This window comes from Salmonella sp. SSDFZ54, assembly GCF_004010735.1.
GTDB classification, from domain to species: Bacteria; Pseudomonadota; Gammaproteobacteria; order Enterobacterales; family Enterobacteriaceae; genus Salmonella; species Salmonella enterica.
Map to the genome: position 1 here is coordinate 4,727,952 of NZ_CP034819.1, position 18,130 is coordinate 4,746,081.

At 52.0% G+C, this 18,130-nt stretch carries 23 protein-coding genes; 16 read left to right on the forward strand and 7 right to left on the reverse strand.

Going from position 1 to position 18,130, the window contains the following annotated elements; genetic code table 11:
* Positions 1–2: 2 nt before the first annotated feature.
* Positions 3–419 (reverse strand): flagellar basal body rod protein FlgB, encoded by a 417-nt coding sequence (gene flgB / locus EOS97_RS23605; RefSeq protein ID WP_000887043.1) that lies wholly within the window; start codon positions 417–419, stop codon positions 3–5.
* A 156-nt stretch (positions 420–575) separates the two neighbouring features.
* On the opposite strand from flgB, the gene flgA reads away from it, so the two are divergent.
* The 3 genes from flgA (at position 576) to flgN (ending at position 2,047) form a co-directional block, all read left to right on the forward strand.
* Entirely contained in the window at positions 576–1,235 is a 660-nt protein-coding gene (flgA, locus tag EOS97_RS23615) for a flagellar basal body P-ring formation chaperone FlgA (RefSeq protein WP_001194082.1), read from the forward strand.
* A 91-nt stretch (positions 1,236–1,326) separates the two neighbouring features.
* Positions 1,327–1,620: a flagellar biosynthesis anti-sigma factor FlgM gene (gene flgM, locus EOS97_RS23620; RefSeq protein WP_000020893.1), complete on the forward strand. Its 294-nt coding sequence runs from the start codon at positions 1,327–1,329 to the stop codon at positions 1,618–1,620.
* A 4-nt stretch (positions 1,621–1,624) separates the two neighbouring features.
* Entirely contained in the window at positions 1,625–2,047 is a 423-nt protein-coding gene (gene flgN, locus EOS97_RS23625; protein ID WP_000197547.1) for a flagella biosynthesis chaperone FlgN, read from the forward strand.
* An 81-nt stretch (positions 2,048–2,128) separates the two neighbouring features.
* Here flgN and murJ read toward each other — a convergent pair whose 3' ends face one another.
* The 4 genes from murJ to rimJ all read right to left on the reverse strand — a co-directional run bounded on the left by murJ (position 2,129) and on the right by rimJ (position 6,160).
* Complete coding sequence (gene murJ, locus EOS97_RS23630) at positions 2,129–3,664, reverse strand: murein biosynthesis integral membrane protein MurJ (protein ID WP_001537775.1); 1,536 nt, start codon at positions 3,662–3,664, stop codon at positions 2,129–2,131.
* Positions 3,665–3,967: 303 nt separating this feature from the next.
* Positions 3,968–4,891, reverse strand: coding sequence for a Gfo/Idh/MocA family protein (locus tag EOS97_RS23635; protein ID WP_001259720.1), 924 nt, complete (start codon positions 4,889–4,891; stop codon positions 3,968–3,970).
* Position 4,892: 1 nt separating this feature from the next.
* Complete coding sequence (locus tag EOS97_RS23640; RefSeq protein WP_000873047.1) at positions 4,893–5,540, reverse strand: YceH family protein; 648 nt, start codon at positions 5,538–5,540, stop codon at positions 4,893–4,895.
* Positions 5,541–5,575: 35 nt separating this feature from the next.
* Positions 5,576–6,160, reverse strand: a complete 585-nt coding sequence (rimJ, locus tag EOS97_RS23645; protein ID WP_000468204.1) for a ribosomal protein S5-alanine N-acetyltransferase — start codon at positions 6,158–6,160, stop codon at positions 5,576–5,578.
* A 236-nt stretch (positions 6,161–6,396) separates the two neighbouring features.
* Here rimJ and mdtH point away from each other — a divergent pair, with 236 nt between their 5' ends.
* The 10 genes from mdtH to EOS97_RS23695 all read left to right on the forward strand — a co-directional run bounded on the left by mdtH (position 6,397) and on the right by EOS97_RS23695 (position 13,806).
* Positions 6,397–7,605, forward strand: a complete 1,209-nt coding sequence (gene mdtH / locus EOS97_RS23650) for a multidrug efflux MFS transporter MdtH (protein WP_000092178.1) — start codon at positions 6,397–6,399, stop codon at positions 7,603–7,605.
* 63 nt (positions 7,606–7,668) lie between these two features.
* On the forward strand, positions 7,669–8,316 hold the full coding sequence (grxB, locus tag EOS97_RS23655) for a glutaredoxin 2 (RefSeq protein ID WP_000780893.1): 648 nt from the start codon (positions 7,669–7,671) through the stop codon (positions 8,314–8,316).
* Positions 8,317–8,440: 124 nt separating this feature from the next.
* Positions 8,441–9,001 (forward strand): lipoprotein, encoded by a 561-nt coding sequence (locus tag EOS97_RS23660; RefSeq protein ID WP_000713054.1) that lies wholly within the window; start codon positions 8,441–8,443, stop codon positions 8,999–9,001.
* A 104-nt stretch (positions 9,002–9,105) separates the two neighbouring features.
* Positions 9,106–10,152 carry a dihydroorotase gene (pyrC, locus tag EOS97_RS23665; protein WP_000126611.1) on the forward strand — a complete coding sequence of 349 codons (1,047 nt, stop codon included), beginning with the start codon at positions 9,106–9,108 and terminating at the stop codon, positions 10,150–10,152.
* Between the two features lie 73 nt (positions 10,153–10,225).
* Positions 10,226–10,471: a DNA damage-inducible protein I gene (dinI, locus tag EOS97_RS23670; protein ID WP_001217763.1), complete on the forward strand. Its 246-nt coding sequence runs from the start codon at positions 10,226–10,228 to the stop codon at positions 10,469–10,471.
* Positions 10,472–10,760: 289 nt separating this feature from the next.
* A complete protein-coding gene (gene bssS / locus EOS97_RS23675; RefSeq protein WP_000414441.1) occupies positions 10,761–11,015 on the forward strand; it encodes a biofilm formation regulator BssS in 255 nt (84 codons plus the stop codon).
* Between the two features lie 112 nt (positions 11,016–11,127).
* A complete protein-coding gene (gene solA / locus EOS97_RS23680) occupies positions 11,128–12,246 on the forward strand; it encodes an N-methyl-L-tryptophan oxidase (RefSeq protein WP_000872752.1) in 1,119 nt (372 codons plus the stop codon).
* A gap of 40 nt (positions 12,247–12,286) precedes the next feature.
* Positions 12,287–12,400, forward strand: coding sequence for a YceO family protein (locus tag EOS97_RS23685; RefSeq protein ID WP_001253282.1), 114 nt, complete (start codon positions 12,287–12,289; stop codon positions 12,398–12,400).
* 261 nt (positions 12,401–12,661) lie between these two features.
* Positions 12,662–13,234: a cytochrome b gene (locus tag EOS97_RS23690; protein ID WP_001159784.1), complete on the forward strand. Its 573-nt coding sequence runs from the start codon at positions 12,662–12,664 to the stop codon at positions 13,232–13,234.
* Complete coding sequence (locus EOS97_RS23695; protein ID WP_000739886.1) at positions 13,231–13,806, forward strand: YceI family protein; 576 nt, start codon at positions 13,231–13,233, stop codon at positions 13,804–13,806. Before EOS97_RS23690 ends, EOS97_RS23695 begins: the two co-directional genes overlap by 4 nt.
* A gap of 51 nt (positions 13,807–13,857) precedes the next feature.
* On the opposite strand, the gene EOS97_RS23700 is transcribed toward EOS97_RS23695, so the two are convergent.
* Positions 13,858–14,910 carry a rhodanese-related sulfurtransferase gene (locus EOS97_RS23700; RefSeq protein WP_001144625.1) on the reverse strand — a complete coding sequence of 351 codons (1,053 nt, stop codon included), beginning with the start codon at positions 14,908–14,910 and terminating at the stop codon, positions 13,858–13,860.
* A gap of 219 nt (positions 14,911–15,129) precedes the next feature.
* Between EOS97_RS23700 and EOS97_RS23705 the strand changes: the two genes are divergently transcribed.
* The 3 genes from EOS97_RS23705 (at position 15,130) to EOS97_RS23720 (ending at position 17,875) form a co-directional block, all read left to right on the forward strand.
* The gene (locus EOS97_RS23705) at positions 15,130–16,050 is read left to right on the forward strand and encodes a Kdo(2)-lipid IV(A) acyltransferase (protein WP_000163977.1); all 921 of its coding nucleotides are present in this window, start codon (positions 15,130–15,132) and stop codon (positions 16,048–16,050) included.
* A gap of 154 nt (positions 16,051–16,204) precedes the next feature.
* The gene (gene mdtG, locus EOS97_RS23715) at positions 16,205–17,419 is read left to right on the forward strand and encodes a multidrug efflux MFS transporter MdtG (protein WP_000075053.1); all 1,215 of its coding nucleotides are present in this window, start codon (positions 16,205–16,207) and stop codon (positions 17,417–17,419) included.
* 81 nt (positions 17,420–17,500) lie between these two features.
* On the forward strand, positions 17,501–17,875 hold the full coding sequence (locus EOS97_RS23720) for a MysB family protein (RefSeq protein WP_000180050.1): 375 nt from the start codon (positions 17,501–17,503) through the stop codon (positions 17,873–17,875).
* Here EOS97_RS23720 and EOS97_RS23725 read toward each other — a convergent pair whose 3' ends face one another.
* A complete protein-coding gene (locus EOS97_RS23725; RefSeq protein ID WP_001217832.1) occupies positions 17,876–18,103 on the reverse strand; it encodes a YceK/YidQ family lipoprotein in 228 nt (75 codons plus the stop codon).
* Positions 18,104–18,130: the final 27 nt, after the last annotated feature.

Sequence of the window (18,130 nt, forward strand, 5' to 3'; positions counted from 1 at the left end):
AATTAGTTTCCTCCCTGTAGCACATTCATCATGCCTTTGAGTTGGCTACCCAGAACGGTAAGCCCCATCTGATATTTGAGACTGTTATCCGCAAACTGCGTACGTTCCCTGTCCATATCTACGGTGTTACCATCCAAAGAAGGCTGATCGGGTACGCGGTAAAGCAGATCCACTGCGGGAGAAGAGACCGCCTGGGCGGGAATATGGTGAGAGGAAGTCAACGTTAACGCGACGCCGCCGGTTTCTTCCCGTCCACGCACCATCACCTTTTTTAACTCACTGGCAAAATCAATATCGCGCGCCTGATACCCCGGCGTATCGGCATTGGCGATATTCGCCGCTAATATTTCCTGACGTTGCGCGCGCAGATTTAGCGCTTCCTGCTGAAATCGTAAGGCGGCATCGAGCCTGTCGAGCATATCTCCTCCGCAAATGGCAAAATTCAGCCGACAGCTTAAATGCCTTCACGCGCGCGTTATCGCCGGAATAAACGCAAAATGCGTCGCTATTTATTGCGTTGATGCTTGCTTCACACGGGTAGAATCCTGTCATGACATCAACCAGGGGGAAGTACCATGCAAACGTTAAAACGAGGATTCGCCGTGGCGGCTTTGCTGTTCAGCCCCCTGACAATGGCGCAGGACATCAACGCCCAGCTGACCACGTGGTTTTCCCAGCGTCTGGCTGGCTTCAGCGACGAGGTGGTTGTCACGCTCCGTTCATCGCCCAATCTGCTACCGAGCTGCGAGCAGCCAGCCTTCAGCATGACGGGCAGCGCGAAGCTGTGGGGCAACGTCAATGTGGTGGCGCGCTGCGCCAATGAAAAACGTTATTTGCAGGTGAATGTGCAAGCGACCGGCAATTATGTCGCCGTTGCCGCGCCCATCGCGCGCGGCGGAAAATTGACGCCGGCCAACGTCACGCTAAAACGTGGCAGGCTGGATCAGTTACCGCCGCGGACGGTACTGGATATCCGTCAGATTCAGGATGCCGTCAGTTTGCGCGATCTCGCTCCCGGGCAGCCGGTACAGCTTACGATGATACGTCAGGCCTGGCGCGTCAAAGCGGGTCAACGAGTACAGGTCATCGCCAATGGCGAGGGGTTTAGCGTCAATGCGGAAGGTCAGGCGATGAATAATGCCGCCGTCGCGCAAAATGCGCGCGTACGCATGACATCGGGTCAAATCGTGAGTGGAACCGTCGATTCTGATGGGAATATTCTTATTAACCTATAATTGTGTAAAGATTTTGTCGCGGCTGCCGATGAGATATTCAACCATGATGGTAGCTGGCCGCTACAACGTAACCCTCGATGAGGATAAATAAATGAGCATTGACCGTACCTCACCTTTGAAACCCGTTAGCACTGTCCAGACGCGCGAAACCAGCGACACGCCGGTACAAAAAACGCGTCAGGAAAAAACGTCCGCCGCGACGAGCGCCAGCGTAACGTTAAGCGACGCGCAAGCGAAGCTCATGCAGCCAGGCGTCAGCGACATTAATATGGAACGCGTCGAAGCATTAAAAACGGCTATCCGTAACGGTGAGTTAAAAATGGATACGGGAAAAATAGCAGACTCGCTCATTCGCGAGGCGCAGAGCTACTTACAGAGTAAATAAGCGTATGACTCGTTTGTCAGAAATACTTGACCAGATGACCACCGTCCTGAATGACCTGAAGACGGTGATGGACGCCGAGCAACAACAGCTTTCCGTAGGCCAGATTAACGGCAGCCAGCTACAGCGTATTACAGAAGAAAAAAGCTCGTTGCTGGCGACGCTGGATTATCTGGAACAACAGCGCCGTCTGGAGCAGAACGCGCAGCGTAGCGCAAACGATGACATTGCAGAGCGCTGGCAGGCGATTACCGAAAAAACGCAGCATCTGCGCGACCTCAACCAGCACAACGGCTGGCTGCTGGAAGGGCAAATCGAGCGTAATCAACAGGCGCTGGAGGTGCTGAAACCTCACCAGGAACCGACCTTGTACGGGGCTGACGGTCAGACTTCCGTCTCTCACCGCGGCGGTAAAAAAATTTCTATCTAATCATTGCCGGATGGCGACGTTGCGCCTTTCCGGCCTGAATGCCTTGTAGGCCTGATAGCACAGCGCTATCAGGCACTGAATTTACGCCGTCCGGCGAACAAACTCTTTCACTTTAAAGCCCAACACGGCAAGCGCGGCGAAATAGGCCGCGATACCCGCGATCACTACCGCCATCAAACGTAGCAAACGCCATAACATCGACCCTTGCGACCACTCCGGCATAATATGCAACACGCCGAACAATACGGCAGCCATCACCAGTACGGAAATGATCAGACGCATCAGGAACCACATCCAACCCGGTTGTGGCGTAAAGATATTCTGTTTGCGCAGTTGCCAGTACAGCAGCGACGCATTGAGACATGCCGCCAGACCAATAGAGAGCGACAGCCCGGCGTGTTTCAGCGGTCCAATAAACGCCAGGTTCATTAACTGCGTCATGATTAACGTCACTATGGCGATTTTCACCGGCGTTTTAATATCCTGGCGAGAATAGAAGCCCGGGGCCAGCACTTTTACGACGATCAAGCCAATCAGCCCCACCGAATAGGCGATTAACGCCCGCTGCGTCATCGCCGCATCAAAGGCGGTGAATTTACCGTACTGAAACAGCGAGACCGTCAGCGGCTTCGCCAGAATGCCTAACGCTACCGCGCTCGGCAACGCCAGTAAAAAGCACAAACGCAACCCCCAGTCCATCAGGCGGCAGTACTCATCATGATTGCCGCTGGCAAAGCTTTTCGACAATGACGGCAACAGGATGGTCCCCAACGCCACGCCCAGCACGCCGGACGGGAACTCCATCAACCGATCGGCATAGTACATCCATGAGACCGAGCCAGAGGCCAGAAACGAGGCAAAAATGGTATTGATGATAAGGGAGATCTGACTGACGGAAACGCCCAAAATCGCCGGCCCCATCTGTTTGACCACCCGCATCGCCCCGGTGTCGCGAAAGTTAATGCGCGGCAGCACCAGCATACCGATCTTTTTCAAATACGGAAGTTGATACACCAGTTGCAGCACGCCGCCGACGGTGACTGCCCAGGCTAACGCCAGCACCGGCGGATTAAAGTATGGCGCGGCGAATAATGCAAAACCGATCATGCTGATATTAAGAAATGTCGGCGCAAAAGCGGGAATAGAGAAGCGATTCCAGGTGTTGAGAATGGCGCCAACCAGTGAAGCCAGCGAGATCAGCAGAATATAGGGAAACGTAATCCGCAGCAGTTGCGTCGTCAGCGCGAATTTATCCGCAGTATCGGCAAAACCCGGCGCGGTTACCATAATCACCCACGGGGCGGCCAGCATACCGGCCACCGTCACGACGGCCAATGCCAGCGTCAACAGGCCGGAAACGTAAGCGACAAAGATCCGCGTCGCTTCTTCACCCTGCTTGCTCTTATATTCCGCCAGGATAGGCACAAAGGCCTGAGAAAAAGCGCCTTCGGCAAAGATCCGGCGTAGTAGGTTGGGGAGTTTAAACGCCACAAAAAAGGCGTCGGTCGCCATCCCTGCGCCAAAAATTCTGGCGACAATCGCATCACGGGCAAAGCCCAACACGCGTGAAAACATAGTCATCGAGCTGACGGCAGCCAGCGATTTCAATAAATTCATTTCTTTTGTATTCCAGACCCTGGCGTAAAACTCCTGCATGGCTGATCCATCGACCGGATAACGCAACTTCTGCCGTATCCGGCTGTATCACCGCGCCTGACGGCGACGTTAAAACGTCTTATCAGGCCTTACAGACTCCCCACGGTTTGCCATTATTCACTGTGAAAAGAGGTATTATGTAGAGTGGGCATATATACCCGCCATACTTCGAGCTGCATGTGCGTTAGCTTTTCTGCAACTCGAATTATTGAGGGTATAGTACCTGGATTACGATGAATTACTACCGCCAGATGTTACAGAGGGTTATTCGCTGATGGCGTCCCGCCACAGCGCCTCCACGACGCGCTGGGCCAAAATCGCCTGCTCCCCCGCCGTTTCCGGAACCGTCTGATTTTGTACGCAGTCAATGAAATGCCGCGCGCATCCGACAAAACCACGCTGTTCAAGCGTCGTTTGCCAACCCGGAATGGGTTTGATGAGAATACCCTGCCCGCGCTCTTCGCGCCATTCACGCATATCCGTCACGTCATACAACCCGCCATCGGTGACGGCCTGGACCGATTCACGCTGACTTCCGGCGCGCCGGTGCATACTGGTGGTAATTTGTAGTTTGTCGGCGGAAAAATGATGTTCCGCATAGCACATTTCGCCGGACTCGCTGGTGAGCAACGTGCCGCTGGCAAGGCGCGCCTCGCCGCCCGCCAGCCACAGTACGGTATCCACGACATGCAGATAGTCATCGAGCAAAGTAAAACGTAAGTCGTGCGGCCCGACGCTATCGGTACGATGTTTATCCATACGCAGTGACGCCGCAGTGCCGAGGCGCGTCTTCAGTTCGCGGTACAGCGGCGCGAAACGGCGATTAAAGCCAACCATCAGCGTCAATTTTTTTTGCGCCGCCAGCGCCACCAGCCGTTCAGCATCACGTAGATTTTCCGCCAGCGGTTTATCCACGCAGACATGGACGCCGGCATTGAGAAGTTCGCTGACCACGGCATAATGGCTTGCGGTACTGGAGTGGACGAAGACCGCATCGCAGCCGGACGCTAAATTCGCCAGCGAATCCACATACGGTATGCGCCAGCTTTCGCAGATACATAAGGCTTTATCCCGCGAAGGAGACCAGGCGCCCTGTAACGTCCATCCGGCGGTGTTGGTTAATACCGGCAGCCAGGCCTTCTGCGCAATACCGCCTAATCCGACAATGCCAATCCGTAATGTTCTCACATTACTCCCCCAGGTGAGCTAACAAAGAATCCAGCCGCTGCTTTAACTCCGCCACTTCGCTTTCCAGCGCTTCGACGCGCGACTGAAGATCGCCCGACGCACTTTCCGGCGCAGACGTCTGGAGAGACAGTTCATCGACATCGCCGCAAAAAAGGTGCATATAGCGGCTTTCGCGCTTACCCGGTTCACGCGCCAGACGGACGACATACGGGCCGTCCTCACGACTGGCAAGCCGTTCCAGCGTGGATTCAACTTCCGCCATATCGCTGAATTCATGCATCCGCGACGCCCGGCTACGCAACTCGCCGGGCGTTTGCGCGCCGCGCAGCAGCAGCGTAGTGACAAGCGCCACTTCCGCCGCGCTAAGTTTCAGATCGCCAAATTCGGAATTACAGAAACGCTGTTCATATTTGGTGACGCGATTGCCAAACCCGCTGACCGTACGCAAAAAGTGGCGTTTCACCAGGTTATCGAGCTGTTCTTGTACCTCTTGTTCCGTCAGGTTCATCACCGGTTCACGGTTGGTTTTCTGATTACAGGCTGTCACCACCCCGTTGACGGAAAGCGGATACTGTTCCGGCGTTGTCACCTGCTTTTCCAGCAGACAGCCAATCACTCGCGCTTCAGTGGCAGTTAATTCATATTTCATCGTTTTCTCCCTTTGCCTCTCATTCCGTAAGCCGCTCAACGCCCCGGCGTCCATAACGGCGTGGTTAACGCCGTCAGGACATGGTCGCGCCATTGTCCATCAATCAACAGGTAATCTTTCGCATAGCCTTCTTTTTCAAAGCCAAGCCGCGCCAGCAACGCGCCGCTACGTTTGTTGTGCGGCATATAGTTCGCCATGATACGGTGGATATGCTGAGTGCGCTGCATATAGCGAATCGCAGCGGTTAAGGCTTCAAACATCAGCCCTTGCCCCTGCCACTTTTGCGCAATGGAATAGCCCAGATAACAGGCATGAAAAGAACCGCGCACCACATTGGAAAAATTCGCCACGCCGATAATTTCTTTTTCTTCCGGATCAAGTAGCGCGAAATAGAAGGCGGAGCCCTGTTTGTGAAATTCACCGATCATTCCCAGACGCGCCTGCCATCCTGAAGGATAACAATGACTTTCATCACGGACCGGTTCCCAGGGTTTTAAAAAATGACGATTTTCCGCGTAATAATCGGCCAGACGCCAGGCATCACGCTCATGCACTAAACGTACCACCAGACGATCGGTGGTTAAGCGCACTTTTGGCACGTTACTACGATAGCCAAACATTCTATACCTACTCCTTCCTGTAACGTCTTCAGCACGCCAGTAACATTACTATACCTGCGCAACCAGGCTCTGTGAAAAGCGCAAATCGTCATTTTTTGAATTGCTGCCACATTTTGATGAAAACTCTCGATTAAAAAGGACTTTTGATAAAAAAATATTGTCCCGCTAACGGTAGGAAAAAACGAAACGCCGCCGCAGAATAGAAGACGCTCATCTTTTATTTCCCGGGAGGGGAAATGTCGCGCGTCTCGCAGGCGAGGAACCTGGGTAAATATTTTCTTCTCATCGATAACATGTTGGTGGTGCTGGGTTTTTTCGTCGTCTTCCCGCTCATCTCTATTCGCTTTGTCGATCAAATGGGGTGGGCTGCCGTAATGGTAGGGATCGCGCTCGGCCTGCGCCAGTTTATTCAACAAGGTCTGGGCATTTTTGGCGGCGCCATCGCCGATCGCTTTGGCGCGAAACCGATGATTGTCACCGGTATGCTGATGCGCGCCGCAGGCTTTGCCACCATGGGTATCGCGCATGAGCCCTGGCTCTTGTGGTTTTCCTGCTTTCTTTCCGGTCTCGGCGGTACGCTTTTTGACCCGCCGCGTTCAGCGCTGGTGGTCAAATTAATTCGTCCGGAGCAACGGGGCCGCTTCTTCTCTCTATTGATGATGCAGGACAGCGCGGGCGCGGTGATTGGCGCGCTGCTGGGAAGCTGGTTGCTACAATACGATTTTCGCCTGGTCTGCGCGACAGGCGCTATTTTGTTCATATTATGCGCCCTTTTCAACGCATGGCTGCTTCCGGCCTGGAAGCTATCAACGGTCAGAACGCCGGTGCGTGAAGGAATGCGCCGCGTCATGAGCGATAAAAGGTTTGTCACCTACGTGCTGACGCTGGCGGGCTACTATATGCTGGCGGTACAGGTCATGTTAATGCTGCCGATTATGGTAAACGATATCGCCGGTTCGCCTGCTGCCGTGAAATGGATGTACGCTATAGAGGCGTGTCTCTCGCTGACGTTGCTCTACCCGATTGCCCGCTGGAGCGAAAAGCGTTTTCGGCTGGAGCATCGGCTGATGGCCGGTTTGCTCGTCATGTCGCTGAGCATGCTCCCCATCGGGATGGTGGGCAATTTACAGCAGCTTTTTACGCTTATTTGCGCTTTCTACATCGGCTCGGTTATCGCCGAACCGGCGCGCGAAACGCTCAGCGCGTCGCTCGCAGACGCGAGGGCGCGGGGAAGCTATATGGGCTTTAGCCGTCTGGGATTAGCCATTGGCGGCGCGATTGGTTATATCGGCGGCGGCTGGTTGTTTGATATGGGGAAAGCGCTTGCGCAGCCTGAACTACCGTGGATGATGCTCGGTATTATCGGCTTTATCACCTTTTTGGCTTTAGGCTGGCAATTTAGTCATAAACGCACGCCGCGCCGGATGCTGGAACCCGGCGCCTGATTTGATACCTGTCGCTATCTCCTCCATACTGGTCAGATACCGACAGTCAAATGGAGGAGAAACGTGAAGCTTTATATTTACGATCATTGCCCTTTCTGCGTTAAAGCCCGCATGATTTTCGGCCTGAAGAACATCCCCGTTGAACTTAACGTGTTACAAAATGACGACGAGGCGACGCCCACCCGGATGATTGGTCAAAAGATGGTGCCCATCCTGCAAAAAGATGATAGTCGCTACCTTCCTGAAAGTATGGATATTGTACATTATGTCGACAACCTCGACGGCAAACCGCTGTTAACCGGGAAACGCAATCCAGCCATTGAAGAGTGGTTGCGCAAAGTTAACGGTTACGTTAATCAGCTACTGCTGCCGCGATTTGCAAAATCCGCTTTCGATGAATTTTCTACCCCTGCGGCGCGCCAGTATTTTATCCGCAAAAAAGAAGCCTCATCTGGCAGTTTTGACAACCATCTTGCGCACTCTGCCGGACTGATTAAAAAGATCGGCGATGATTTACGTTTGCTGGATAAACTCATCGTACAGCCTAACGCCGTTAACGGTGAATTATCGGAAGATGATATTCATCTGTTTCCGCTTCTGCGTAATCTGACGCTGGTCGCCGGTATCCACTGGCCGACAAAAGTCGCGGACTATCGCGATAATATGGCGAAGCAGACGCAAATTAATTTACTCTCCTCAATGGCTATCTAACTCCCGCCAGGCGGCAACCCTTTCTTGCCGCCTTTTTCAGCTTTTTCTAGTGGCGCCATGTCCGCTGGCGCGACATGCTGCTTTGTGTCAAGATTAGGGCACAGGCAACATGCTAAGGAACGCCATGAAAAAGTTTTTTTTTGCCGCTGCGCTGGTAGTTAGCGGCCTGTTAGTGGGTTGTAATCAACTTACGCAATACACCATTAGCGAACAAGAAATCAATCAAGCGCTTGAAAAACGGAATAATTTCTCAAAAGATATTGGTCTGCCCGGCATTGCCGACGCGCATATCGTATTGACTAACCTTGCCAGCCAGATTGGTCGGGAAGAGCCTAATAAAGTCACCCTTACTGGCGATGCCAGGCTGGATATGAATTCCCTGTTTGGCAGTCAAAAAGCGACGATGAAACTCAAGCTAAAAGCCCTGCCGGTCTTTGATAAAGAAAAAGGCGCCATCTATCTTCAGGAGATGGAAGTAGTAGACGCCACCGTGACGCCGGAGAAAATGCAATCGGTGCTACAAACGCTCCTGCCCTATTTAAATCAGTCTTTACGTAGCTACTTTAACCAGCGGCCCGCTTACGTATTGCGTGAGGACAGCAGTAAAGGCGAAGCGTTAGCGAAGAAACTCGCGAAAGGCATTGAAGTTAAACCTGGTGAAATCGTTATTCCTTTCACCAATTGATTTCGGAGGGCGCGCTCGCGCCCTTTTTTTTACGTGCAAACGAAAACGTTTCCGCTTATCCTTTGTTTCCGGCAAAAAGACTATTCCTCAGCCGGAGCTTATTAATGACTGCACCATCCCAGGTTTTAAAGATCCGCCGCCCGGACGACTGGCACGTTCACCTTCGCGATGGCGACATGTTAAAAACGGTCGTACCCTATACCAGCAAAATTTATGGTCGCGCTATCGTGATGCCGAACCTGGCGTCCCCCATCACGACCGTTGATGCAGCGATCGCCTACCGCCAGCGTATTCTCGATGCGGTGCCCGCCGGGCATGATTTCACGCCGTTAATGACCTGCTATTTAACGGATTCGCTCGATGCCGATGAACTGGAGCGTGGTTTCCATGAAGGCGTATTTACTGCGGCTAAGCTTTACCCGGCCAATGCCACCACTAACTCCAGTCATGGCGTAACGTCAGTCGACGCTATCATGCCGGTACTGGAGCGGATGGAAAAACTCGGAATGCCATTACTGGTCCACGGTGAGGTGACCCATGCGGATGTTGATATCTTCGATCGCGAAGCGCGTTTTATCGACACCGTAATGGAACCGCTACGCCAGCGTCTGACCACGCTTAAAGTGGTCTTTGAGCACATCACGACCAAAGATGCCGCGCAGTATGTCCGTGACGGCAACGACTACCTGGCGGCTACCATTACGCCTCAACATTTAATGTTTAACCGTAATGATATGCTGGTCGGCGGCATTCGTCCTCACCTGTACTGTCTGCCGATTCTGAAACGCAATATTCACCAGCAGGCGTTACGCGAACTGGTCGCCAGTGGTTTTACGCGCGCCTTCCTGGGGACGGATTCAGCGCCGCATTCACGTCATCGTAAAGAGACCAGTTGCGGCTGCGCCGGTTGTTTCAACGCTCCCTCCGCCCTTGGCAGTTATGCCGCCGTGTTTGAGGAAATGAACGCGCTGGCGCACTTTGAAGCGTTCTGTTCACTGAATGGCCCGCAATTCTATGGCCTGCCGGTGAATACGGGGTGGGTGGAACTGGTTCGCGATGAACAACATGTACCGGAAAATATCGCGCTGGCTGATGATTCGCTGGTGCCTTTTTTAGCGGGTGAAACAGTACGCTGGTCAGTAAAAAAATAAAAAATGCGCTTACCTGTTGCTATATATTGGATTTAACTGTATATATATCCAGTATATTCAACAGGGGGCCATTATGCGTATTGAAGTCACTATAGCCAAAACGTCACCTCTGCCTGCCGGTGCGATTGATGCGCTGGCGGGCGAACTCTCCCGCCGTATTAGCCATCATTTTCCTGAGAATTTGGGTAACGTCACCGTGCGTTACGCTACCGCCAACAACTTGTCCGTCATTGGCGCATCAAAAGAGGACAAAGAACGCATTAGCGAGATTCTCCAGGAGACCTGGGAGAGCGCTGATGACTGGTTCATCAATGAATAAAAAATGATATGCAGTGATGTATGTTTGCCGGGTCGCCCCGGCTTTTTTATTTGCGCAACTGATGAATATTTCGCCTGACCGTCAAAATAATTGCACAACATCCTAAAAAAATATGAATGAACTGCCGCTTTATTGTTCATATAATTCTTAAAAAGAGAAATTTATCCTCCGGTCTCTTTAAAAACGCAGTGAATAGCCTTATTAATTGGTATACTGAAGTTGCTTCAGAAGAAAAACACGCATTGAACCTCGAGAACCGTTGTCTTATAACACGTACCAGGGGGGCATGATGGAAAAGAATAATGAAGTCATTCAGACCCATCCGCTTGTAGGATGGGACATCAGCACCGTCGATAGCTATGATGCGCTGATGCTGCGTTTGCACTACCAGACCCCAAATCGTCCGGAACCGGAAGGGACTGAAGTTGGTCAAACGCTCTGGTTAACGACAGATGTAGCCAGGCAATTTATTTCAATATTAGAAGCCGGCATCGCCAAAATAGAATCAGGTGATTACCAGGAAAACGAGTATCGTCGCCATTAGCGTGACGCGCTCCCCCTCTCTCAGGCACCGTAAGGTGCCTCACTTATTTCTGGCTTGTATATCTCAGCGCAGTTATTTACCCTGAAATCATCGCGATAGCAGAGAGAAGCTGATGAAATACGACCTTATTATTATCGGCAGCGGTTCGGTTGGCGCCGCCGCTGGTTATTACGCCACCCGCGCCGGGCTAAAGGTCCTGATGACCGATGCGCATATACCGCCTCATCAACAGGGCAGCCACCACGGCGATACCCGTCTTATCCGCCACGCTTATGGTGAAGGCGAAAAATATGTCCCGCTGGTGCTTCGCGCCCAGACGCTTTGGGATGAACTCTCCACACACAATGAAGAGCCTATTTTTGTCCGCTCCGGCGTCGTTAACCTCGGCCCGGCCGATTCCGCTTTCTTAGCCAACGTCGCACGAAGCGCGCAACAGTGGCAATTGAACGTCGAGCGCCTGGACGCGACGGCCCTCATGACGCGCTGGCCGGAAATTCGCGTGCCCGAAAATTATATCGGGCTGTTTGAAGCTGACTCCGGTTTCCTGCGCAGCGAATTAGCCATTACCACATGGCTTCGTCTGGCCCGAGAAGCAGGCTGCGCACAGCTATTTAACAGCCCGGTAAGCCATATTCACCATGATGATAACGGTGTGACGATAGAGACGAGTGAAGGCTGCTACCACGCCAGCAAGGCGCTGATTAGCGCGGGCACCTGGGTCAAAACGCTGGTACCGGAGCTGCCCGTTCAGCCCGTACGTAAAGTTTTTGCCTGGTTTAAGGCGGATGGACGTTACAGCACTAAAAACCGCTTTCCGGCCTTTACTGGCGAAATGCCCAACGGCGATCAATATTACGGTTTCCCGGCGGAGAACGACGAGTTAAAAATCGGCAAACACAATGGCGGACAGCTAATACAGGCTCAGGAAGAGCGCAAGCCCTTTGCCGCCGTTGCCAGCGATGGCGCGGAAGCATTTCCTTTCCTGCGTAACGTACTGCCGGGTATCGGCGGTTGTTTACATGGGGCGGCATGTACCTATGATAATTCGCCGGACGAGGATTTTATTATCGATACGCTGCTTGGCCATGAGAACACGCTTGTCATCACTGGACTCAGCGGACATGGTTTTAAATTCGCCCCGGTGTTAGGAGAAATCGCTGCGGATTTTGCGTTGGGAAAAACATCCTCCTTTGATCTGACGCCGTTCCGGCTTTCCCGTTTTAGCCAATAATTTGTCGGCCCCGTAAAGGGGCTGTTTATTAAGGTAAGCTATGCGCCGTCTCTTTCATTTTCTGATGAATAATATTCGCGAACATTTCATGCTTTACGTTATTCTTTGGTCGCTGCTGGCGGTGATGGATATTGTTTATCTCCTTTTCTTTTGATTGCTTTTCATTGACGTTAACTGACACTTCCTGAAAGTTCCTCGCTTTTTATTTCATAACGTTAAGCACGGCAATAATGCCAGTTCCTGCCATTGCGCGGTTATCAGGGGGAAATATCTCGAAACTTCTGAAGCTGAACCGCAAACAACATCAAAATTATTGAAATAAAAATAAATATCATTCAAATTCTTATTTATAAGTTGCATTCGGCGCTTTTCCACGCCATTTTCATTCTCTCGTGAAATATTCATTGGTGTGTTTATGCAATTTAAAAATACTCCACAGCGTTATGGCGTGGTTTCCGCCGCGCTCCACTGGCTGACCGCCCTGGTGGTCTATGGCATGTTTGCGTTGGGTTTATGGATGGTCACGCTCAGTTATTACGACGGCTGGTATCACCAGGCACCGGAAATACATAAAAGTATTGGCATATTACTGATGATGGCGCTGATCGTGCGTATTATCTGGCGGCTTTATTCTCCACCACCCGTTGCGTTGACCAGCTATTCCCGTTTAACGCGCGCTGGCGCCGCCGCAGGTCATCTCCTCCTGTATCTCCTGCTCTTTGCGATAATCATTAGCGGCTACCTGATTTCCACCGCCGACGGTAAACCGATTAGCGTCTTTGGCTGGTTTGAGATTCCGGCCACGCTTACGGACGCGGGCGCGCAGGCTGACATCGCCGGAACGCTGCATCTGTGGTTTGCCTGGTCGCTGGTCATTATCTCGCTCTCGCATGGGGTTATGGCGCTAAAACACCATTTCATCGATAAAGACGACACACTGAAACGTATGACAGGAATGTCGTCATCTGACTATGGAGCTCAAAAATGAAAAAAAACCTGCTGGGATTCACCCTCGCATCCTTGTTATTCACGACCGGTTCCGCCGTGGCGGCGGAGTATAAAATTGATAAAGAAGGCCAACATGCGTTCGTCAATTTCCGCATCCAGCATCTGGGCTACAGCTGGCTATACGGCACCTTTAAAGATTTCGACGGCACGTTCACTTTTGACGAAAAAAATCCGTCGGCCGACAAAGTGAACGTGACCATTAACACCAATAGCGTCGACACTAACCATGCCGAACGTGACAAACACCTGCGTAGCGCGGAATTTCTTAATGTTGCGAAATTCCCGCAGGCAACCTTCACCTCTACCAGCGTGAAAAAAGAGGGCGATGAACTGGATATTACCGGCAATCTGACACTCAATGGCGTGACTAAACCGGTGACGCTGGAAGCGAAGCTGATGGGCCAGGGCGACGATCCGTGGGGCGGTAAGCGCGCGGGCTTTGAGGCCGAAGGAAAAATTAAGCTGAAGGATTTCAATATAACTACCGATCTCGGCCCGGCCTCACAAGAGGTTGAGCTTATCATCTCAGTAGAAGGCGTTCAGCAGAAGTAACGCCTGGCGAAATGCCGGATAGCGGCCTTTACGCGGCTATCCGGCAAAATATTACTCAGCCGGATCGGGAATGCTCAGTTTGCTATTAAGCCGACCACGCGATTTATTAAAAATTTTGTTGCCGTTCTCGCGACCCGCACGACGTCGGCGCTGTTCTTCCTCCGGCAAGGCCAGCTCTTCACAGCATTGTTCACTACAGCAGCCGTTAAATTTACTGGCGCACTGCGGACACTGGATAAACAGCAGATGGCAACCGTCATTTTTGCAGTTGGTATGGCTATCGCAGGGCGCGCCGCACTGATGGCAATGCGCGATAACCTCATCCGAGATTCGTTCGCCCATTCGCTCATCAAATACAAAATTTTTGCCGATAAAGCGAACGGGAAGCCCCTGCTCGCGCGCGCGACGGGCGTACTCAATGATGCCACCCTCAATATGCCAGACTTTATTGAAACCGTTGTGTTTCATCCAGGCGCTGGCTTTCTCACAACGAATACCGCCGGTACAGTACATCACTATCTTTTTATCTGCATGTTCCCGCAGCATTTCAACCGCTTTTGGCAACTGTTCACGAAACGTATCCGCCGGGATTTCCAGAGCATTTTCGAAATGGCCAACTTCATACTCATAGTGGTTGCGCATATCAATAAAGACCGCGTCAGGATCGTCCAGCATCACATTCACATCTGCCGCCTTCAGATAATCGCCGACATTACTGGCATCAAAACTCGGATCATCAATACCGTCAGCAACGATACGGTCGCGAACTTTCATACGCAGCACCCAAAATGACTTTCCGTCATCCTCCAGCGCAATATTTAAACGCAGCCCGTCCAGCGCGGGGTCGAACGTATAAAGCTGTTGACGAAACGTCTCGAGCTTGCTTTGCGGCACGCTGATTTGCGCATTGATGCCTTCATGCGCCAGGTAAACGCGACCAAAAACGTCCAACGCCGTAAACACCTGATACAACGCGTCCCGCGTCTGTTGCGGCGAGGCGATTGTGAAATATTTATAAAAAGAAATTGTCGTACGCGGCTCGCTTTCCGCCAGCATTTTGGCTTTCAGCTCGTCATTAGAGATGCGGTTGTGTAACACTGGCATGGTGTACGTATCCTGCAATCAGCAAAAAATAAAGTGGGCAGGCATGATAAGGCAAGTCTCGCCAATTTACATCCACACATTTTGCGCTACATTTCCTGCTTTACACTAAATAATTAACAACAATTGTCGATTTAATCGCCACTCTCCTGCTAAATATTTTTGCTCAACGCAAAAAGATGCGAGAATACGGGGAATTGTTCGTTGAAAGACAGGATAGAAATGACGAAGTTGCCTAAGTTCTCCGTGGCCTTACTGCACCCGCGCTATTGGTTAACCTGGTTGGGTATAGGCGCGCTTTGGTTGGTCGTGCAACTCCCCTACCCGGTCATCTATAAATTGGGTTGCGCATTGGGCCACCTGGCGCGACGCGTAATGAAACGCCGCGCGAAAATCGCCTATCGCAACCTTGAATTATGCTTTCCGGAAATGACCGCGCAGGAACGCCACACCATGGTGGTCAAAAACTTTGAATCCGTCGGTATGGGCGTGATGGAAACCGGCATGGCCTGGTTCTGGCCCGATCGGCGAGTGAACCGCTGGATGGAAGCGAGCGGTCTGGAGCATATCCGTGAAGTTAAGGCGCAGGGGCTGGGGTTCATTCTGGTAGGAATACATTTTCTTACCCTTGAGTTTGGCGCCCGCATGTTTGGTATGCATAACCCGGGGATCGGGGTTTATCGCCCGAATGATAATCCGTTGCTCGACTGGTTACAGACCTGGGGGCGCTTACGCTCCAATAAATCGATGTTGGATCGCAAAGATCTGAAAGGCATGGTTAAGGCATTGAAAAGCGGCGAATTGATCTGGTATGCGCCGGATCACGATTATGGCCCGCGCGCCAGCGTTTTTGTACCATTATTCGCTGTCGACCAGGCTGCCACGACCTCCGGTACCTGGATGCTCGCGCGCATGTCTAAAGCCTGTATTATCCCCTTCGTGCCTCGCCGTAAACCCGATGGGAAAGGCTACGAACTGATCATTCTTCCTGCGGAATATTCGCCTCCGCTGGAGAGCGCAGAAGCGACTGCCGCGTGGATGAATAAGATTGTTGAGCAGTGCATTATGATGGCGCCAGAGCAGTATATGTGGCTGCATCGCCGCTTTAAAACTCGCCCTGAAGGCGTACCGTCGCGCTATTGACAGGATTGCAGCCGTCAGGCTGCAATTTTTCCCCTCTTTTAGCTTTAAAAGCTCCCCACATTGCGAGGCTGGTAAGGTCGGCGCATAATTATAATTAGTACGCTCATAATTAAATTGATGATAGCGCAAACCGCGCATCATACTGTGGAACGCTATGTCACCCTCTGATGTCCCCATAAACTGGAAACGCAATCTAACCGTTACCTGGCTGGGCTGTTTTTTAACCGGCGCGGCATTCAGTCTGGTCATGCCTTTTCTCCCTCTCTACGTTGAGCAACTCGGCGTAACAGGCCATAGCGCGCTCAACATGTGGTCCGGGCTGGTCTTTAGTATTACGTTCCTCTTTTCAGCTATCGCTTCCCCTTTTTGGGGCGGTCTGGCGGATCGTAAAGGACGTAAGATCATGCTGTTGCGTTCCGCTCTCGGCATGGCCATTGTGATGCTGTTAATGGGCATGGCGCAAAATATCTGGCAATTTCTGATCCTCCGCGCGTTATTAGGCCTGCTGGGCGGATTTATTCCCAACGCCAATGCGCTCATCGCCACTCAGGTGCCACGCCATAAAAGCGGCTGGGCGTTAGGGACGCTCTCTACTGGCGGCGTCAGCGGCGCTCTGCTTGGCCCACTTGCGGGCGGTCTGCTCGCCGACCATTACGGCCTTCGACCGGTCTTTTTTATTACCGCCAGCGTTTTGTTTATCTGTTTTCTGCTCACTTTCTTTTTTATTCGCGAGAATTTCCTGCCGGTGAGCAAAAAAGAGATGCTTCACGTTCGGGAAGTGGTCGCCTCGTTAAAAAATCCCCGCCTGGTGTTAAGCCTGTTTGTCACCACGCTGATTATTCAGGTGGCGACGGGGTCTATTGCGCCCATCCTGACGCTCTATGTGCGCGAACTGGCGGGAAATGTCAGTAATATTGCGTTCATTAGCGGGATGATAGCGTCCGTTCCCGGCGTGGCGGCATTACTTAGCGCCCCCCGGCTCGGCAAGCTCGGCGACAGAATTGGCCCGGAAAAGATTCTTATCGTCGCGCTGATTATTTCCGTACTGCTGCTGATTCCAATGTCTTTTGTGCAAACGCCGTGGCAACTCGCGCTATTGCGGTTTCTGCTTGGCGCGGCGGATGGCGCGCTGCTGCCAGCCGTTCAAACTCTGCTGGTTTACAACTCTACCAACCAGATAGCCGGGCGCATATTCAGTTACAACCAATCTTTCCGCGATATCGGCAACGTCACCGGCCCTCTCATGGGCGCCGCAATTTCCGCGAGCTATGGCTTCCGCGCCGTATTCTGCGTCACGGCAGGCGTGGTGTTGTTCAATGCTATCTATTCATGGAACAGCTTACGACGGCGCAGACTGGCAATAGAATGATTTTTGCGCTTTCATACTTGCAATATCACATAATCAGCTATTCTTTCCCTAAATACCTCGTCAAATCAAAGGGAGACACTGATGACCATGTATGCCACGCTGGAAGAAGCTATCGATGCAGCCCGGGAAGAATTTCTGGCTGACCATCCAGGCCTCGAACAAGATGAAGCGAATGTGCAGCAGTTCAACGTTCAGAAATATGTACTGCAGGATGGGGACATCATGTGGCAGGTCGAATTTTTCGCCGATGAAGGTGAAGATGGCGAATGTCTGCCGATGCTGAGTGGTGAAGCCGCGCAGAGCGTGTTTGACGGCGATTATGATGAGATAGAGATCCGCCAGGAATGGCAGGAAGAGAATACTTTGCATGAATGGGATGAGGGGGAATTCCAGCTTGAACCCCCGCTTGATACCGAGGAAGGCCGTACTGCGGCAGACGAATGGGATGAGCGTTAATTACTCATAAGGCCCGTGGTGAATATCGAGCGGCAGTAGCAGTGTATCGAAGATCAGTGAGAAGGGCAGATCGAGGATAGTGATATAGCGCCATGCGGAATCACGCATATCCCACTGCACGCCAGGGTAATACTGGTTGCCGTGTCCTTGTCCGGGGATCGTTCTGCTGATAATACTGCCGCAGCCGCTCAGGGTAATCACCATTATGCTCACCGCGAATATACGCACCTGATACCTCATTTCACTATAAAAATA

Coding starts and splice junctions, on each gene's coding strand:
- flgB (WP_000887043.1), bottom strand. CDS start 419: ATGCTCGACAGGCTCGATGCCGCCTTACGATTTCAGCAGGAAGCGCTA.
- flgA (WP_001194082.1), top strand. CDS start 576: ATGCAAACGTTAAAACGAGGATTCGCCGTGGCGGCTTTGCTGTTCAGC.
- flgM (WP_000020893.1), top strand. CDS start 1,327: ATGAGCATTGACCGTACCTCACCTTTGAAACCCGTTAGCACTGTCCAG.
- flgN (WP_000197547.1), top strand. CDS start 1,625: ATGACTCGTTTGTCAGAAATACTTGACCAGATGACCACCGTCCTGAAT.
- murJ (WP_001537775.1), bottom strand. CDS start 3,664: ATGAATTTATTGAAATCGCTGGCTGCCGTCAGCTCGATGACTATGTTT.
- EOS97_RS23640 (WP_000873047.1), bottom strand. CDS start 5,540: ATGAAATATGAATTAACTGCCACTGAAGCGCGAGTGATTGGCTGTCTG.
- rimJ (WP_000468204.1), bottom strand. CDS start 6,160: ATGTTTGGCTATCGTAGTAACGTGCCAAAAGTGCGCTTAACCACCGAT.
- mdtH (WP_000092178.1), top strand. CDS start 6,397: ATGTCGCGCGTCTCGCAGGCGAGGAACCTGGGTAAATATTTTCTTCTC.
- EOS97_RS23660 (WP_000713054.1), top strand. CDS start 8,441: ATGAAAAAGTTTTTTTTTGCCGCTGCGCTGGTAGTTAGCGGCCTGTTA.
- pyrC (WP_000126611.1), top strand. CDS start 9,106: ATGACTGCACCATCCCAGGTTTTAAAGATCCGCCGCCCGGACGACTGG.
- dinI (WP_001217763.1), top strand. CDS start 10,226: ATGCGTATTGAAGTCACTATAGCCAAAACGTCACCTCTGCCTGCCGGT.
- bssS (WP_000414441.1), top strand. CDS start 10,761: ATGGAAAAGAATAATGAAGTCATTCAGACCCATCCGCTTGTAGGATGG.
- solA (WP_000872752.1), top strand. CDS start 11,128: ATGAAATACGACCTTATTATTATCGGCAGCGGTTCGGTTGGCGCCGCC.
- EOS97_RS23685 (WP_001253282.1), top strand. CDS start 12,287: ATGCGCCGTCTCTTTCATTTTCTGATGAATAATATTCGCGAACATTTC.
- EOS97_RS23690 (WP_001159784.1), top strand. CDS start 12,662: ATGCAATTTAAAAATACTCCACAGCGTTATGGCGTGGTTTCCGCCGCG.
- EOS97_RS23695 (WP_000739886.1), top strand. CDS start 13,231: ATGAAAAAAAACCTGCTGGGATTCACCCTCGCATCCTTGTTATTCACG.
- EOS97_RS23700 (WP_001144625.1), bottom strand. CDS start 14,910: ATGCCAGTGTTACACAACCGCATCTCTAATGACGAGCTGAAAGCCAAA.
- EOS97_RS23705 (WP_000163977.1), top strand. CDS start 15,130: ATGACGAAGTTGCCTAAGTTCTCCGTGGCCTTACTGCACCCGCGCTAT.
- mdtG (WP_000075053.1), top strand. CDS start 16,205: ATGTCACCCTCTGATGTCCCCATAAACTGGAAACGCAATCTAACCGTT.
- EOS97_RS23720 (WP_000180050.1), top strand. CDS start 17,501: ATGACCATGTATGCCACGCTGGAAGAAGCTATCGATGCAGCCCGGGAA.